This window comes from Ruminococcus sp. NATIVEDY161, from assembly GCF_045819895.1.
Lineage (GTDB): Bacteria > Bacillota > Clostridia > Oscillospirales > Acutalibacteraceae > Ruminococcoides.
Genome location: NZ_CP162392.1, coordinates 1,630,108 through 1,645,464 on the forward strand (window position 1 = coordinate 1,630,108; position 15,357 = coordinate 1,645,464).

Annotated in this window: 15 protein-coding genes; 6 read left to right on the plus strand and 9 right to left on the minus strand. The window is 49.9% G+C overall.

Going from position 1 to position 15,357, the window contains the following annotated elements:
• The first annotated feature begins 163 nt into the window (after nt 1-163).
• From AB1I50_RS07785 to AB1I50_RS07810, 6 genes are all read left to right on the plus strand, one after another.
• The gene (locus AB1I50_RS07785) at nt 164-1,906 is read left to right on the plus strand and encodes an Rqc2 family fibronectin-binding protein (protein WP_407723477.1); all 1,743 of its coding nucleotides are present in this window, start codon (nt 164-166) and stop codon (nt 1,904-1,906) included.
• A gap of 160 nt (nt 1,907-2,066) precedes the next feature.
• Nucleotides 2,067-2,780 (plus strand): DUF4230 domain-containing protein, encoded by a 714-nt coding sequence (locus AB1I50_RS07790; RefSeq protein ID WP_407723478.1) that lies wholly within the window; start codon nt 2,067-2,069, stop codon nt 2,778-2,780.
• Nucleotides 2,781-3,033: 253 nt separating this feature from the next.
• The gene (gene ilvB / locus AB1I50_RS07795) at nt 3,034-4,656 is read left to right on the plus strand and encodes a biosynthetic-type acetolactate synthase large subunit (RefSeq protein ID WP_407723479.1); all 1,623 of its coding nucleotides are present in this window, start codon (nt 3,034-3,036) and stop codon (nt 4,654-4,656) included.
• 22 nt (nt 4,657-4,678) lie between these two features.
• Nucleotides 4,679-5,170, plus strand: coding sequence for an acetolactate synthase small subunit (gene ilvN / locus AB1I50_RS07800; protein WP_407723480.1), 492 nt, complete (start codon nt 4,679-4,681; stop codon nt 5,168-5,170).
• Nucleotides 5,171-5,206: 36 nt separating this feature from the next.
• Nucleotides 5,207-6,247, plus strand: coding sequence for a ketol-acid reductoisomerase (ilvC, locus tag AB1I50_RS07805; RefSeq protein ID WP_407723481.1), 1,041 nt, complete (start codon nt 5,207-5,209; stop codon nt 6,245-6,247).
• A 108-nt stretch (nt 6,248-6,355) separates the two neighbouring features.
• A complete protein-coding gene (locus tag AB1I50_RS07810; protein WP_407723482.1) occupies nt 6,356-6,571 on the plus strand; it encodes a DUF896 domain-containing protein in 216 nt (71 codons plus the stop codon).
• A 32-nt stretch (nt 6,572-6,603) separates the two neighbouring features.
• On the opposite strand, the gene AB1I50_RS07815 is transcribed toward AB1I50_RS07810, so the two are convergent.
• The 9 genes from AB1I50_RS07815 to fabG form a co-directional block, all read right to left on the minus strand.
• Nucleotides 6,604-8,667 (minus strand): heavy metal translocating P-type ATPase, encoded by a 2,064-nt coding sequence (locus AB1I50_RS07815; RefSeq protein WP_407723483.1) that lies wholly within the window; start codon nt 8,665-8,667, stop codon nt 6,604-6,606.
• A gap of 4 nt (nt 8,668-8,671) precedes the next feature.
• Complete coding sequence (locus AB1I50_RS07820) at nt 8,672-8,977, minus strand: ArsR/SmtB family transcription factor (protein WP_407723484.1); 306 nt, start codon at nt 8,975-8,977, stop codon at nt 8,672-8,674.
• Nucleotides 8,978-9,126: 149 nt separating this feature from the next.
• Nucleotides 9,127-9,936, minus strand: coding sequence for an acetyl-CoA carboxylase carboxyltransferase subunit alpha (locus AB1I50_RS07825; protein ID WP_407723485.1), 810 nt, complete (start codon nt 9,934-9,936; stop codon nt 9,127-9,129).
• Complete coding sequence (gene accD / locus AB1I50_RS07830; protein ID WP_407723486.1) at nt 9,936-10,793, minus strand: acetyl-CoA carboxylase, carboxyltransferase subunit beta; 858 nt, start codon at nt 10,791-10,793, stop codon at nt 9,936-9,938. Before accD ends, AB1I50_RS07825 begins: the two co-directional genes overlap by 1 nt.
• A 23-nt stretch (nt 10,794-10,816) precedes the next feature.
• Nucleotides 10,817-12,172 (minus strand): acetyl-CoA carboxylase biotin carboxylase subunit, encoded by a 1,356-nt coding sequence (accC, locus tag AB1I50_RS07835; RefSeq protein ID WP_407723487.1) that lies wholly within the window; start codon nt 12,170-12,172, stop codon nt 10,817-10,819.
• A 20-nt stretch (nt 12,173-12,192) separates the two neighbouring features.
• Nucleotides 12,193-12,615 (minus strand): 3-hydroxyacyl-ACP dehydratase FabZ family protein, encoded by a 423-nt coding sequence (locus AB1I50_RS07840; RefSeq protein ID WP_407723488.1) that lies wholly within the window; start codon nt 12,613-12,615, stop codon nt 12,193-12,195.
• A 251-nt stretch (nt 12,616-12,866) separates the two neighbouring features.
• Nucleotides 12,867-13,301 carry an acetyl-CoA carboxylase biotin carboxyl carrier protein gene (accB, locus tag AB1I50_RS07845; RefSeq protein WP_407723489.1) on the minus strand — a complete coding sequence of 145 codons (435 nt, stop codon included), beginning with the start codon at nt 13,299-13,301 and terminating at the stop codon, nt 12,867-12,869.
• A gap of 66 nt (nt 13,302-13,367) precedes the next feature.
• Nucleotides 13,368-14,597, minus strand: a complete 1,230-nt coding sequence (fabF, locus tag AB1I50_RS07850; RefSeq protein WP_407723490.1) for a beta-ketoacyl-ACP synthase II — start codon at nt 14,595-14,597, stop codon at nt 13,368-13,370.
• A gap of 12 nt (nt 14,598-14,609) precedes the next feature.
• Nucleotides 14,610-15,353: a 3-oxoacyl-[acyl-carrier-protein] reductase gene (fabG, locus tag AB1I50_RS07855; protein WP_407723491.1), complete on the minus strand. Its 744-nt coding sequence runs from the start codon at nt 15,351-15,353 to the stop codon at nt 14,610-14,612.
• Between the last annotated feature and the right edge of the window lie 4 nt (nt 15,354-15,357).

Sequence of the window (15,357 nt, forward strand, 5' to 3'; positions counted from 1 at the left end):
TTGTAGTGGCAAGGCTTGCCCTTGCCTATAACGTTTGTGGTAGCAGCTATTATATTAAAGAGAGCTAAACTTATCCAAACACTCTGCACTATTTAAATTCGGAGCGAAGCGACCCTTAACTAAACTCTAAACATTAAACTCTTTATGAATCGAAGTGAAATAAATGGCTTTAGATGGAATATATTTACGTCATATTAAAAATGAAATAGAGAAAGAATCGCTCGGCGCGAGGGTTAACCAAATTTACCAGCCCAACCGCGACGAGCTTGTTTTGGTTCTGCGCACCTACGGCGGAGCAAAAAAGCTCCTGCTTTCGGCAAGGGCAAATTCTCCGAGGGTGAATTTTTGCGAAAAAACTCCCGAAAATCCTGCGCAGCCGCCTATGTTCTGTATGCTTATGCGCAAGCGCCTCGGCGGCGGAAAGCTCACTGCGGTGCGCCAGCTCGACTGCGACAGAATTTTGTTCCTCGACTTTGAGTGCGTAAACGAGCTCGGTGACGTCGTAGGGCTCACAATCGTCTGCGAAATTATGGGAATGTACAGCAACATCATCCTCGTAAACCGCGACACGGGCGTGATTGTCGACGCGCTGAAAAGGGTTGATTTGACCGTAAGCAGCAAGCGCTTTGTACTGCCGAATATCAAGTACGAGCTGCCCGATTCGCAGGATAAGCTCAATATTTTGGAGCATACTCCCGAGGAAATCGCTCAGAGAATAAAAAACCTGCCTGCGGAAATGCCGCTTAACAGGGCGGTTTTGAGTTCGGTTCAGGGTATTTCTCCTGTTATCAGCCGCGAAATTGAGTACCGCGTATGCGAGGGCGCGACAAACCGCCTTGACGGCGAGCTGTACGCCAAGCTGATTGACGAGCTTGCGGAGCTTAAAAATATCACGGAAAACTGCCTCGGCAAGCCGAACATCGTCTACCGTGAGGACAAAAAGCCGATGGATATTTCTTTTTTAGAAATAAAGCAGTACGGCAATTTCCTGCGCGTTGAACAGCAGGAAGGCTTCAACGCCGCGGTCGATTATTTTTACGACGAACGCGACACGCGCGACAGAATGAGGGTAAAAACCCAGAGCCTTAACAAGCTCCTTGTAAACCTGCGCGACCGCACCGCAAGGAAGCTTCAAAAGCAGCAGACCGAGCTTGCGCGCTGCGCCGACCGCGAACAGCTCAGAATACGCGGCGATTTGCTACAGGCAAACCTTTACCGCATTGAGCGCGGAGCACAGTTTGCCGACGTGGAAAATTACTACGACCCCGAGGGCAAAACCCTGCGCATTACGCTGAATCCGGCAATGTCGCCTGCCGCGAACGCGCAGAAGTACTACAAGGAATATCAAAAGGAAAAGAACGCAGAAATTTACTTGGCGGAGCAGATAGAAAAGGGCACGGCGGAGCTTGAATACTTCGAGTCCGTCATCGACGAGGTCAGCAGGGCGCAGACCGAACGCGAGCTTTCGCAAATCCGCGAGGAGCTCGAACAGCAGGGATATCTGCGCAAGCCAAGCGGAAAACGCCCGAAGCAGTCGGCGCTTCCGTTTTTGGAGTTTGAATCAACCGATGGTTTTAAAATCCTTGTGGGCAGGAACAACCTGCAAAATGATAAGCTCACGCTTAAAACCGCCGCTAAAAACGATATGTGGCTCCACACCAAGGACATCCACGGCTCGCACGTAATCATCCGCGCCGACGGCAGGGAGATAAGCGACGAGGCGATTATGCAGGCGGCGTCGCTCGCAGCGTACCACAGCAAGGCGCAAAACAGCAGCAAAGTCCCCGTCGACTTCACGCTCGTAAAGCACGTCAGCAAGCCAAACGGCGCAAAGCCCGGCATGGTAATCTACGTAAACAACCGCACGGTGTACGTCACGCCGAAGGAAAACCTTTCGCAAAAATAACATTGATTTAAGTAAAGGAGCGCTGTATAATAATAAAAAAAGGAGATGGGAATGTGAAAGGTTTAATCAAATTTGGAATTATAGTCTTAATTGCGGTAATTCTATTTTTCGTAATTCGCGGATTGGTTATCTGGATGTTTTAATTTGAGGAGTGGAAAAAGTGGAAGAAAATAAAGAAGTTAAAACAAAAAGCGGTAAGGGCAAGATTTGGCTTAGACTAATAATTAATGTACTGATTTTAGCAGTAGTTGCAGGTGCAATAATTGTTTTTGTCAATAAATGTTCGGTAAATAAACAAGAGGAAGCTAAATTAACTAATTCAATTATATACTCAGAATTAAAAGCTTCGAGCGAATTAACCACAGCTAAAATTAAATTTAAGGATATTGCTGAATATAAAGACGAGGGAGTACCTGTACTAAATCAGGGCAATTTTGCTTTTTTATATACAGCTACAGCAAGAGCAGGAATTAATTTGAGTGACGTAAAATGCGAAGTTGATAATACCAACAAGAGAGTTATTATCTACATACCAAAGGCTCAAATTTTGGATGTAAAAATAGACAGCAATTCTTTGAAGTTTTATAACGGCTCATTTGCTCTATTTAATACCGATGAAAAAGAGGACACAACAAAGGCTATGCAAATGGCAGAAGAGCAATCAAAAGCCGATGCGCTTGAAACAGGAATACTGGATTTAGCTAATAAACAGTCAGAAACATTGGTAAAAGGTATTCTTGAAAATGTAGTAAAAGACTATAAGTTAGAATGTTATACTTCTAAAGAAGAGTATGATAAGAAAAAAGCCGAATTAACAACAGAAAGCACAAGCACTACAGAAGTAACAGAAGCAACGCAAACAACTACAAAGTAAACAAATCAGGCAGGCTTGATTCAAGTCTGCCTTTTGTTTTTAAATGGTTGGACAGGGATAAATCATTAATAACACATTACATCTACGTTTTTCCATAATTTATTAAACTCTAAACTCTTAACTCTCAACTCTAAACTCAAAACTCTAATAAAACTCTTTACATTTAATGCCGTTTGTTGTATAATATAATTTAATCGTGAATATGGGTTATTAGCATTTTTACGAAGAAAAAACACAAGGAGGGACAAACAGCATGATTAGCGGTGCCGAAATAATGGTAAAATGTCTGGAAGCAGAGGGCGTTGAGGTCGTCTTTGGCTATCCCGGCGCTACTATTTGCCCCTTTTACGATAAAATATACGATTCGAAGATTAAGCACATTTTGGTTCGTCAGGAGCAGAACGCCGCTCATATGGCGAGCGGCTACGCAAGGTGCAGCAACAAGCCCGGCGTATGCGTCGCAACCTCGGGCCCGGGCGCTACAAACCTGATTACGGGTATCGCCACGGCGTATACCGACTCAATTCCGCTTATCGCGATTACCGGACAGGTTCGCAGCGATTTGCTCGGCAGAGACGTTTTTCAGGAGGCGGACATCACCGGCGCGTGCGAGCCGTTTGTAAAGCACAGTTACATTGTCAAAAAGACCGAGGATTTGCCGAGGGTATTTAAAGAGGCGTTTTACATCGCATCTACCGGACGTAAGGGCCCTGTTTTGATTGATATTCCGATGGATATTCAGATAAACGAGCTCGAGTCCTTTGAGTACCCCGAAAGCGTAAACATAATCGGCTACAAGCCCAACACAAAAGGTCATACAATTCAGGTAAGGCGCGCGGTTGAGGCGATAAAGAACAGCAAACGCCCGGTTATTGTTTCGGGCGGAGGAGTGCTGCTCTCGGGCGTTAAGCCCAAATTCAGAAAATTCGCGGAGAAAACCTCAATTCCCGTAATTTCAACGATGATGGGAATCGGCGTAATGCCCAGCGAGCACGAGCTTTACCTCGGTATGCTCGGAACTCACGGCAAGACCGTCGCAAACCGCGCACTTCACGACGCGGACTTGGTTATTGTTTGCGGCGCAAGGCTCGGCGACAGAGCGGTTGCCTCTCCGCACCAGATGAGCGAAAACACGCTTGTGATTCATATCGACATCGACCCGGCTGAAATCGGCAAAAACGTTAAGACCGAAATCCCGATTGTAGGCGATATGAAGAACGTTATGAATATGCTGATTGAAAATATCGGTGATTACGTTGTTCCCAACCAGTGGCAGGAGACTGTCAAGACCTGGAAAAAGGACTTCCTCAGGGTTCCGCCCGTGTTCGACGGCTTTGTTGAGCCGAGAACGCTTATCGCCCACCTGAGCTCAATGCTCCGCTCAAAAGCGATTCTTGTTGCCGACGTCGGACAAAACCAGATTTGGTGCGCAAATAACTTCAGAATTCGCGACGGCAGGTTCTTAACCACAGGCGGTATGGGCACGATGGGTTATTCAATCCCGGCGGCTGTCGGCGCGAAATTTGCCAGACCTAACCGCGACGTTGTTGTTGTGTGCGGCGACGGAAGCTTCCAGATGAGCATGAACGAGCTCGCGACAATCAGGGGCAACGACCTTGGTATTAAGATTATCATTATGCGCAATCACAGGCTCGGCATGGTGCGCGAGCTTCAGGATAACTACTACGACTGCCGTCATTCGGCAACGGTGCTCCAGGGCGATCCCGATTTTCTTAAAATCGCGGAGGCTTACGGAATCGACCACGCCGAGGTAAGCTCCAACGCCGAGGCTGAGGAGATTTTGAAGGACGTTGTAAAGTCGGACAAGCCGTTTATTCTGGTGTGCAACGTTTATCCCGACACACCGTCGATATGAGTTGATGTAAAGGAGCGATAAAATGCAGTATACTTTGTCAATTCTTGTAGAAAACCAAGCCGGCGTGCTCTCGAAAATTTCGGGACTTTTCTCGCGCAGAGGCTTCAACATCGACTCCTTGGCGGTAGGCGTGACCAACGACCCGAGGGTGTCGAGAATAACCATCGTCGCAAACGGCGACGAGTATGTGATTGAACAGCTTGAAAAACAGCTTAACAAGGTGATTCCCGTTATCAAGGTAAAAAGGCTTAACGACGGCGACTTTATCAGCCGCGAGCTTATCCTGATCAAGGTTCACTGCGCGGCTTCAAAGCGTGCGGAAATTATCAAAACCGCCGAGATTATGCAGGCGAAAATCGTTGACGTTGCGCCGAGCTGCGTTACCGTTGAGTACTGCGAGACCGCGGGCAGGGTAGAGACGCTTATTGATTTGCTCAGGCCCTACGGAATTCGTGAGATTGTAAGAACAGGCACAGTCGCAATAGACAAAGGCAACACGGCGGTATCTGTTTAACATATTTTTATAAATCATTTTATTGGAGGAATAAAAATGAAAGACTACAGAGAAAACATGAAGGCACCAATTTATTATCAGTCCGATTGTAACCTCGCGCTTTTAGAGGGCAAGACAATCGCGATTATCGGCTACGGCAGCCAGGGTCACGCTCACGCGCTCAACCTTAAGGAATCAGGCTGTCACGTAATCATCGGTCTGTACAAGGGCAGTAAGTCTTGGGCAAGAGCCGAGGAGCAGGGTTTTGAGGTTTACACAGCTGCCGAGGCAGCCAAGAAGGCTGACATCATTATGATTCTCATTAACGACGAGAAGCAGGCTGCTATGTACAAGAAGGACATCGAGCCCAACCTCGAGGCAGGCAATATGCTTATGTTCGCTCACGGCTTCGCAATCCACTTCGGTCAGATCGTTCCTCCCGCGGACGTTGACGTTACAATGATTGCGCCTAAGGGACCCGGACACACTGTTCGTTCAGAGTATCAGGTTGGCAAGGGCGTTCCCTGTCTTGTTGCTGTTTATCAGGACGCTACAGGTCAGGCTAAGGATAAGGCTTTGGCTTACGCTCTCGGTATCGGCGGCGCAAGAGCAGGCGTTCTCGAGACCACATTCAAGACCGAGACTGAGACCGACCTTTTCGGTGAGCAGGCTGTTCTTTGCGGCGGCGTTTGCGCACTTATGCAGGCAGGCTTTGAGACTCTCTGCGAGGCTGGTTACGATCCCAGAAACGCTTACTTTGAGTGCATCCACGAGATGAAGCTCATCGTTGACCTTATCTATCAGTCGGGCTTTGCAGGTATGAGATATTCAATTTCAAACACCGCTGAGTACGGCGACTACATCACAGGCCCCAAGATCATCACAGAGGACACCAAGAAGGCTATGAGAAAGATTCTCGACGACATTCAGGACGGTTCGTTTGCTAAGGACTTCCTGCTCGATATGTCACCCGCAGGCGGTCAGGCTCACTTCCGCGCTATGAGAAAGAACGCTGCCGAGGCTCCTGCTGAGAAAATCGGTGAGGAAGTTAGAAAGCTCTACAGCTGGTCTGACGAGGATAAGCTCATCAATAACTAATTATAATTATTAGTAGGGGCGAGCAGTGCTCGCCCGCCGGGTAACAGCAAATGTTGTGTAAATCTCGCGGGCGTGCAATGCACGCCCCTACAAATTGATGGTGAAAATATGGAAAATAAACTTTTACAGCGCATTAACGAGCTCGCCAAAAAGAAAAAGACCGTCGGACTGACCGCCGACGAGCTGGCAGAGCAGAAAAAGCTGTATAAAATTTACCTCGGTGAAATCCGCACCCAGTTCGACAAAACGCTCGACAATGTAAGCGTTAAGGACAAGGACGGCACCGTTGTTCCGTTTAAGGAAATGTATAAAAAGAAGAAGTGAGCAGTTATTTTGCTCACTTCTTTTTAGTTAGATTAGTATTTCTTTTTTAACAGCCGTGCCGAGATTAAAACGCAGATTACGCATACGCCGGTGTCTGCGATTACCGACATCCAAATTGCCGCAAGTCCAAGGCAGGCGAGGATTATTACAAGCGCCTTTACCGCGAGTGCAAAGAGGATGTTGCCCTTGATTGTGCGCATTACCGAACGCGCGATTTTTACCGCCTTAGGCAGCTGAGTGAGGTTGCCGGAGGACAGAACCATATCGCTCGATTCAATCGCCGCCTCGCTGCCGAGCCCCATCGCAGCTCCGCAGTTGCTCGCGCTTAGCACAGGCGCGTCGTTTATGCCGTCGCCGACAAAGCAGACCGTGTGGCCTTCGCGCTTCAAATCGTTTATAATTTCAAGCTTTTTGTCGGGTAGCAGCTCGGAGTGGTAGGTGTCGATTCCGAGCTTTTTAGCCACGCTGTGCGCGGCGGATTTTTTATCTCCCGTCAGCATAACCGTCTTGGCAATACCGAGCTTTTTGAGCTTGGAAATTACGCTCTTTGACTCCTCTCTGACGGTGTCGCTGAGCTCAATCGCGCCGATAAGCTCGCCGTCATATACCAAATATACCGCAGGTCTGTCCTTTAGCTCGTCGGGTACGGATTCGCTCAACAGCCGCTTGTTGCCGCAGGCAAGCTCCTTGCCGTTGTACTTTGCGAATGTTCCGCGGCCTGCAATTTCCTTATAGTCGCTCAAGCCCTGTACAGAGGTTTGAGCGCTTTGCTTTATAGCCTCGGCAATCGGGTGAACAGAGTATTTTTCGCACGCTGCCGCGAGGGATAAAACCTCGTCCTCGCCGTAGCTTCCGTAGGTGTAAACCCGGCTGACGGTTAGCTCGCCCTTGGTGAGAGTTCCCGTTTTGTCAAAGGCGAAAACATCCGCCTTAGCGAGAGCTTCAAGGTAGTTGCCGCCCTTAATCAGCACGCCATTTGCCGAAGCCGCGCCGATTCCCGAGTAGTAGGAGAGGGGAACGGAAATTACAATCGCGCAGGGGCAGGACGCCACGAGAACAACGAGGGCGTTGTATATCCACTGACTGAAGCTGCCCATTCCGAACAGCGGCGGAAGTACCGCGATTAACAGCGCAAGCCCGATTACAACGGGGGTGTATACAGCGGCAAAGCGCGAAATAAACTTTTCCTGCTTGCCCTTGTTAGCCGCCGCGTCCTCAACAAGGCTGAGAATTCGCGCGGCGGTGCTCTGCGAAAACTCCTTGGTGGTTTCAATTTTAATAAGTCCGTCGCCGTTTATGCCGCCGCTGAGCACCTCGGAGTATTCCGCGACGTTTTCGGGCAGGCTTTCGCCTGTGAGAGCGGAGTTGTCAACGGTGGAAATTCCGTCAACGATTATGCCGTCGAGCGGGATCCTTTCGTGCGGCTTAACGGTTATGATAGAGCCGACCTTTACGCTCTCGGCAGGGACGGTTTTTTCCTCGCCGTCGAGGTAGAGCGTTGCGGTGTCGGGACGGATTTGGCTTAGCTGCTCAATGCTCTTGCGCGATTTGTCAACGGCGTAGTCCTCAATCAGCTCACCGATGGTGAACAGCAGCGTTACCATCGCGCCTTCGACGTACTCGCCGAGAATAAACGCCGCGATAACCGCAACCATCATCAAAACGGTTTCCTCAATTCTGAATTTGAGCAGGTTTTTAATGCCCTTTACAAAGACCTTCCAGCCTGCGAGCAGCGTTGCCGCCGCGCTCAGTCCGAGAATGATGTATTTCGTGAGCGGAGTTTTGAAAAACAAATCGGTTATCAGCGCCGCGATTCCGAGGATAATGCCGATAATCAGCAGGATTTTTTCGACTTTTGACGGGGTGTCGTCATCGGATTTTTCGTTGTTGTCCTTAACGGTCACGCCGTCCTCGATATCGTCGCAAATTTGCTGAATTTCGGGCAGCGGATTTTTCTTCTCGCTTTCAAAGTTAAGCTTTTTGGTCGCGAAGTTAAAGCTTACGCCTTCAAAGCCGTCGGTTTCGGCAATTTTAGTTTCTATTTTTTGCGCGCAGTGGGCGCAGTTGAGATTTTCAAGAGTGTAGCTGTACTTCATAATATCACTCCAAAACGTGGTCGAGTCCCATCTCGATTATCTTTTTAACGTGGTCGTCATCGAGCGAGTAGTAAATCTGCTTGCCGTCGCGCCTTGCGCGCGCGAGCTTGTTGTCGCGGAGAATTCTCAGCTGGTGCGAGATTGTGCTCTGCTCCATTCCGAGCGTTTCGGCAATTGTTTGAACATTCGCCTCACCCTCGGACAGCGTGTACATTATCCTAAGCCTTGTTGAGTCTCCGAAAACCTTGAACAAATCAGCGAGGTCAAACAAAACCTCATTGTCAGGCAGGCTTGCATTTTTGTTATCCATTTATATCACCCTAATCAATTTTATACCTGTTCATATGAATAAATGCTCATATGTTAATTTGAGTATACCACATATATATTCGCTTGTCAATATAAATAGAATATTTAAAAACAAAAACCTGCCGCGGCAGTGCCGTGACAGGTGATATATTAATTTTGCTGATTTCCGATTTTTCTGAAACGCTGATATCTTTTCTCGGTCAGCTCTTCGTCGCTGAGCGCGAGATTTTTCTCAAAGGTACGGCTGACAAGGAGCTTTAAGCTCTCGAACATCGCCTTGTCCTCAGCCTTGGGCTGACGGATAATACGCTCGATTACTCCGAAGCCGAACAAATCCTGCGCGGTCATTTTGAGCGCCTCTGCCGCCTCGGGAGCCTTTGCGCTGTCCTTCCAGAGGATTGACGCGCAGCCCTCGGGCGAGATAACCGAGTAAACCGAGTTTTCGAGCATCCAAACCTCGTCGGCAACCGCCAGCGCAAGCGCGCCGCCGCTGCCGCCCTCACCGATCAAGATGGTGAGTATCGGGGTTTTGAGCGCCATCATTTCCATCAGGTTTTCGGCAATAGCCTGTCCCTGACCGCGTTCCTCAGCGCCGATTCCCGGGTAAGCGCCGCTTGTGTCAACCAAGCAGAGCACCGGACGGCGGAACTTTTCCGCCTGCTTCATCAGCCTGAGCGCCTTGCGGTAGCCCTCGGGATGAGCCTGACCGAAGTTGCGCTCCATTCTCTCCTTGGTGTTTCTTCCCTTTTCAATTCCGATTACGGTCACCGGAGTGTCGTAGAGCATTCCGAGACCTGCGACAATCGCCTTGTCGTCGGAGTATCTTCTGTCGCCGTGCAGCTCAATAAAGCTGTCGCCAAACATATTCGCAATATAGTCAACCGCCGTCAGCTTGTTGGCGTCGCGTGCGGCCATGACCTTTTCGTAGGCGGTGTTTGTCTGTGCGGTTTTCTCAGCCATTATTCCGCCTCCTTATAGCCGTGCATTTTAAGCAGCTTTGATATCGTCTTTTTGAGCTTTCCGCGCGTTACAACCGCGTCGATAAAGCCCTTTTGCATTACAAATTCGGACGTCTGGAAGTCCCTGGGCAGCTTTTGGCGCATTGTCTGCTCAATTACGCGAGGTCCCGCGAACGCTACAAGGGCGTTCGGCTCAGCGATAATGATATCGCCTTCCATCGCAAACGACGCCGTTACGCCGCCCGTGGTGGGGTCGGTGAGTACGGTGATGTACAAAAGTCCTGCGTCGCTGTGGCGTTTAACCGCGCCTGAAGTCTTTGCCATCTGCATAAGCGACAAAATACCCTCCTGCATACGCGCTCCGCCCGAAACGGTGCAGACTACAATCGGCAGTCTGTTGTCGGTGGCGTACTCAAACGCGCGTGTGATTTTTTCACCCGTGACCGTGCCCATACTGCCCATCATAAACTCGGCGTCCATAACGCAGAGCTCGGTTTTGATTCCGCCTATTTTACATTCGCCGCAAATCACGGATTCATTTGACTTTTTCTTTGCTTTCTCGAGCTTTTTATCGTAGCCCGGGAATTCGAGAATATTTTTACTTGTGAGCTCTCCGTCCTGCTCCTTAAAGGTGTGCTTGTCAGCGAGCAGGGCAATTCTCTGTCTTGCGCTTACGCGGAAGTGGTGGTCGCAGTGCGTGCAAACGTGCAGGTTCTCCTCCATATCGGTAGTGAGGAGCATGGTGTTGCAGTTGGGGCACTTTATCCACATTTCCTCGGGCACAAACGGCACATTCTGCTGCTTTTCTGCCGAGGCTTCAAGCTCGTTTTTTGGTTTTACAAAGGCAAACAAATCCATAATTTGTCCTTTCAATATGTGAATTACTTGTTGTTGTTACGTCTTTCCTCAAAGCCTGCCATAAAGTCGGTGGTGTATTCTCCGCTCACAAACTGCTCATCCGAGAGGATTTCAGCGAGTACGTCGCGGTTGATTTCAATTCCGTCGATTGTCAGCTCCGAAAGAGCCATTTTCATCTTTCTGATTGCCTCGGCGCGGGTACGAGCCTGAACAATCAACTTGCCTATCATCGAGTCGTAGTACGGCGGCACCATATAGTCCTGATAAATCGCGGTGTCAAAGCGTACAAACGAGCCACCGGGAGTGTGCAGACGCTTGATAACGCCGCAGCTCGGTCGGTAGTTTTTGTCGGGATTTTCAGCGTTGATACGGCACTCAATAACGTTGCCGTGGGTGAAAATGCTGTCCTGAGTTCTGGTGAGCCTTGCGCCTGCGGCAATTCTGATTTGCCACTGAACGATGTCGAGACCTGTTACCATCTCGGTAACGCCGTGCTCAACCTGCAGACGTGTGTTCATCTCCATAAAGTAGAAGTTATTGTTTTTGTCGAGCAAAAACTCCACAGTGCCTGCGTTTATGTAGTTGACAGCCTTAGCCGCTTTAACGGCGGCAATCATCATCTGTTTTCTGGTTTTGTCGTCAAGCGCAGGGCTGGGGCTTTCCTCAATCATCTTCTGGTTCTTTCGCTGAACCGAGCACTCGCGTTCACCGAGACAAATAATGTTGTTGTACTTGTCGCAGAGAAGCTGCATTTCGATGTGCTTAACAGGGAAGATGAATTTTTCAAGATAGCATGCGCCGTCACCGAACGCCGCCTCAGCCTCGGCGGAAGCCGAGAGAAATGCGTCCTCGAACTGCTCGGGGAAGTCCACGCGGCGAATACCCTTTCCGCCGCCGCCCGAGCGAGCCTTGATAAGCAGGGGGAAGCCGATTTTTTCAGCTTCTTTTTTAGCTGTTTCGATATCTTCAACAATGTCGCAGCCCGGCGTTACGGGAACGCCTGCGGAACGCATTGTTTTACGCGCGTTGTCCTTGTCACCGAGCATGGCGATCATACCCGAGGTAGGGCCGATAAAGTTGATGTTGCACTGCTCGCACAGCGATACAAACTTTGCGTTTTCGCTGAGCAGGCCGTAGCCGGGGTGAATCGCCTGAGCGCCGCTCTCAATCGCGACGGTCAAAATCGCCGGAATATTCAGGTAACTGTCCGCAACGCGGTTGCCGCCAACGCAGTAGCTCTCGTCAGCGAGCTGAACGTGCATGGCGTTTTTGTCTGCCTCGGAATAAATCGCAACGGTGGCGATGCCCATTTCGCGGCAGGCGCGGATAATGCGAACCGCGATTTCGCCGCGGTTTGCTATAAGTATTTTAGAAAACATTTTTTTACCTCTGTTCTCTGTTAATCTTTGTTTTCAATAAGCGCGAACGACAGCTCGGCGCTTACGCAGAGCTTGCCGTCAACATAACCCTTGGCGTCGATAAAGTAGAACGGACCTCTGTTTTTGGTCAGTGTGCAGACGCTCTCAAGCGTGTCGCCGGGTTTAACGGGATTTTTGAACTTAACGTTGTTCATCTTGGTAAAGTAAGGCGTGCAGTTGCTGACCTTGTCTGCGAGCAGACAGCAGCTTGCCTGTCCCATCATTTCGCACAGGATAACGCCCGGCACAACGGGGTTGCCCGGAAAATGTCCCTGCAAAAAGAACTCGTCGCCCTTGATTGTGTAACGGCCCTTGGCGGTTACTTCGTCAACGACCTCGGACTCCTCGACAAGGAGCATATTGTCGCGGTGGGGTAAAATCTTTTTAATCTCTTCCTGATTCATAACGACCTCGTTTTAGAAATTGAAAGTTGAAAATTGATAATGGATAATTTCGGTCGGGAATATCAGTTTGCTGTTCCGATACGTTTGATTCCCGATTGAATTAATATGGAGCGAAATTAACTTTACCAAACGCTCTGTATTATTTTAAATCGGGTGCGGGAAATTCCCCTGACAGGGGAAATGTCGCAAAGCGACAAAAGGGTTGCCGTCCGGCTACGGAGAGCCCGCCATTAATTATCCATTAATAAAATCTATTTTATTGCAAAGAGCGGCTGGTTGTACTCAACAAGCTCGCCGTTTGTCGCGAGAACCGCGGTGATTTCGCCGTCCTCCTCAGCCTGGATTTCGTTCATACACTTCATCGCCTCGATAATGCATACAACGTCGCCCTTCTTAACCCTTTTGCCCACGTGAACGTAAGGATCGCTCTCGGGCGAGGGAGCGGCGTAGAACACGCCTACAATCGGAGCGCTGATGGTCTTGCCGTTGTCGGGCTCGGCAGTGCTTACCGCAGGAGCTGCGGCAGGAGCAGGAGCGGCGTTGACGGTAACGGCAGCCGGAGCAGCCGCGGCGGCATGAGCCTTTTCAAGGCTGATGGTGTCCGTGCCGTCGGAAATCTCGAGCTTTTCGAGCGAGCACTCCTCCAAAACCTTTATATATTCTTTAAGTGTGGAAATATCTATCATTACAAAAGTCCTCCGTTAAGGCAATACCGCACAACTCGGGCGCGGATTGCGCTGCAAAATAATTCGTCAAATCTTTTTGAAAACTACGCACGCGTCGTGACCGCCGAAGCCGAGGTTAGTCGAGACGGCAACGTTGACGTCGCGTTTTTTAGCCTTTTTGGGAGTGTAGTCGAGGTCAAGTCCCTCGTCGGGCTCGTCGAGGTTGATTGTCGGGGGAATCATACCGTCGTCAATCGCCTTAACCGCCGCGATAGCCTCAATCGCGCCTGTAGCGCCGAGCATATGTCCGGTCATCGACTTTGTTGAGCTTATGCTCGCGTCATACGCCTTGTAGCCAAGAGCTGACTTGAACGCCATAGTTTCTGTCAAATCGTTGAGGTGAGTGCTCGTTCCGTGAGCGTTTATGTAAATCTGAGCGTCGTCGGGCACATTTGCCTCGTCAAACGCGATTCTGATTGCTCTTGCAAGTCCCGCGCCCTCGGGATCGGGAGCGGTTACGTGGTGAGCGTCGCAGGTGTTGCCGTAGCCTGCGAATTCTGCGTAAATCTTAGCGCCTCTCGCCTTGGCGTGCTCGTATTCCTCGAGAATGAGGATTCCTGCGCCCTCGCCCATAACAAAGCCGTCGCGGTCCTTGTCAAACGGACGCGATGCCTTTTTGGGATCTGGGTTGGTGGAGAGCGCCTTCATATTCTGGAAGCCTGCGATTGTCAGCGGAGCGACAACCGCCTCTGCGCCGCCTGCGATAATAGCGTCGGCGTAGCCGTCCTTAATCGCATGGAACGCCTCACCGATTGAGTTTGTACCTGTTGCGCAAGCGCTCACAACCGACAGCGTTACGCCCTTTGCGTTAAAGCGGATAGCCGCGTTGCCTGTGGCGATGTTGCCAATCATCATCGGGATAAAGAACGGAGAAACCTTGCGCGGTCCGCCGTGGTCAAATCCCAGTGTGTTGTTTACAAAGGTGTTAAGACCGCCGATACCCGCGCCGATGTAAACGCCGAAGCGGTTTTCGTCGATTTTTCCGAGAATACCGCTGTCGTCAACCGCCTGCTGAGCCGCCGCAAGGGCGTACTGGCAGTAGATGTCGAGCTTTTTGGCTTCTCTCTTTTCAAAATATTTTTCAGGCTCAAAGCCCTTTACAGTGCCTGCGATATGTACTTTTAAATCCGAGGTGTCAAACGCTGTGATTTCCTCGATTCCGCACACGCCGTCAAGCATATTTTTCCACATTGTCTGCGCGTCGTTACCCACGGGGCTGACCGCGCCGATTCCTGTTACAACAACTCGTCTGCTCATACTGACCCCCTGTTAAATCGCGAGTCCGCCGTCAACGCGGATAACCTCGCCTGTTACGTAAGCCGCCTCGTCGGAGCAGAGGAAGGCAACTACGTTTGCAACATCCTCGGGAGTTCCGATTCTCTTTGCAGGAATTTGAGCCTTCATAGTCTCCTTAACCTTGTCGGGGAGCACGTTTGTCATATCGGTTCCTATGTAGCCCGGAGCAACGGCGTTAACGGTTACGTTTCTGCCGGCAAGCTCACGAGCGACTGACTTTGTAAGCCCGATAATGCCTGCCTTTGAGGCGGAATAGTTAGCCTGTCCTGCGTTGCCGATAAGACCTACGATTGAAGATGTGCTGACAATTCTGCCGCCGCGGTTCTTCATAAAGTGCTTGTAAAAGTGCTTAATCATATTGAACGTGCCCTTAAGGTTAACGTTAATTACCGCGTCAAAGTCATTTTCGTCCATATTGAGCACAAGCTTGTCGCGTGTGATTCCGGCGTTGTTGATAAGGATGTCAACCTTGCCGAATTCCTCGATTACCTGCTCGCAGACCGCCTTTGACTTTTCAAAGTCGGATACGTCGCAGAAATACTGCTCAACCTTTGTGCCGTACTGCTCAAGCTCAGCCTTAGCGGCTTTGCCCTCGGTCTCGTCGCCCACATAGAGCACTGCGATATTTGCGCCGCCCTCGGCAAGCTTCTTTGCAATTGCAAGTCCGATTCCTCTTGAACCGCCTGTGATTACCGCGGTTTTATTTTCAAAGTTCATAGTC

Bases quoted from the DNA above. Each gene is read 5' to 3' on its own strand.
- fabF (WP_407723490.1), bottom strand. From the start codon at position 14,597: ATGAGCAGACGAGTTGTTGTAACAGGAATCGGCGCGGTCAGCCCCGTG.
- accB (WP_407723489.1), bottom strand. From the start codon at position 13,301: ATGATAGATATTTCCACACTTAAAGAATATATAAAGGTTTTGGAGGAG.
- AB1I50_RS07785 (WP_407723477.1), top strand. From the start codon at position 164: ATGGCTTTAGATGGAATATATTTACGTCATATTAAAAATGAAATAGAG.
- AB1I50_RS07825 (WP_407723485.1), bottom strand. From the start codon at position 9,936: ATGGCTGAGAAAACCGCACAGACAAACACCGCCTACGAAAAGGTCATG.
- AB1I50_RS07815 (WP_407723483.1), bottom strand. From the start codon at position 8,667: ATGAAGTACAGCTACACTCTTGAAAATCTCAACTGCGCCCACTGCGCG.
- ilvC (WP_407723481.1), top strand. From the start codon at position 5,207: ATGAAAGACTACAGAGAAAACATGAAGGCACCAATTTATTATCAGTCC.
- accC (WP_407723487.1), bottom strand. From the start codon at position 12,172: ATGTTTTCTAAAATACTTATAGCAAACCGCGGCGAAATCGCGGTTCGC.
- accD (WP_407723486.1), bottom strand. From the start codon at position 10,793: ATGGATTTGTTTGCCTTTGTAAAACCAAAAAACGAGCTTGAAGCCTCG.
- AB1I50_RS07810 (WP_407723482.1), top strand. From the start codon at position 6,356: ATGGAAAATAAACTTTTACAGCGCATTAACGAGCTCGCCAAAAAGAAA.
- ilvN (WP_407723480.1), top strand. From the start codon at position 4,679: ATGCAGTATACTTTGTCAATTCTTGTAGAAAACCAAGCCGGCGTGCTC.
- AB1I50_RS07820 (WP_407723484.1), bottom strand. From the start codon at position 8,977: ATGGATAACAAAAATGCAAGCCTGCCTGACAATGAGGTTTTGTTTGAC.
- fabG (WP_407723491.1), bottom strand. From the start codon at position 15,353: ATGAACTTTGAAAATAAAACCGCGGTAATCACAGGCGGTTCAAGAGGA.
- AB1I50_RS07840 (WP_407723488.1), bottom strand. From the start codon at position 12,615: ATGAATCAGGAAGAGATTAAAAAGATTTTACCCCACCGCGACAATATG.
- ilvB (WP_407723479.1), top strand. From the start codon at position 3,034: ATGATTAGCGGTGCCGAAATAATGGTAAAATGTCTGGAAGCAGAGGGC.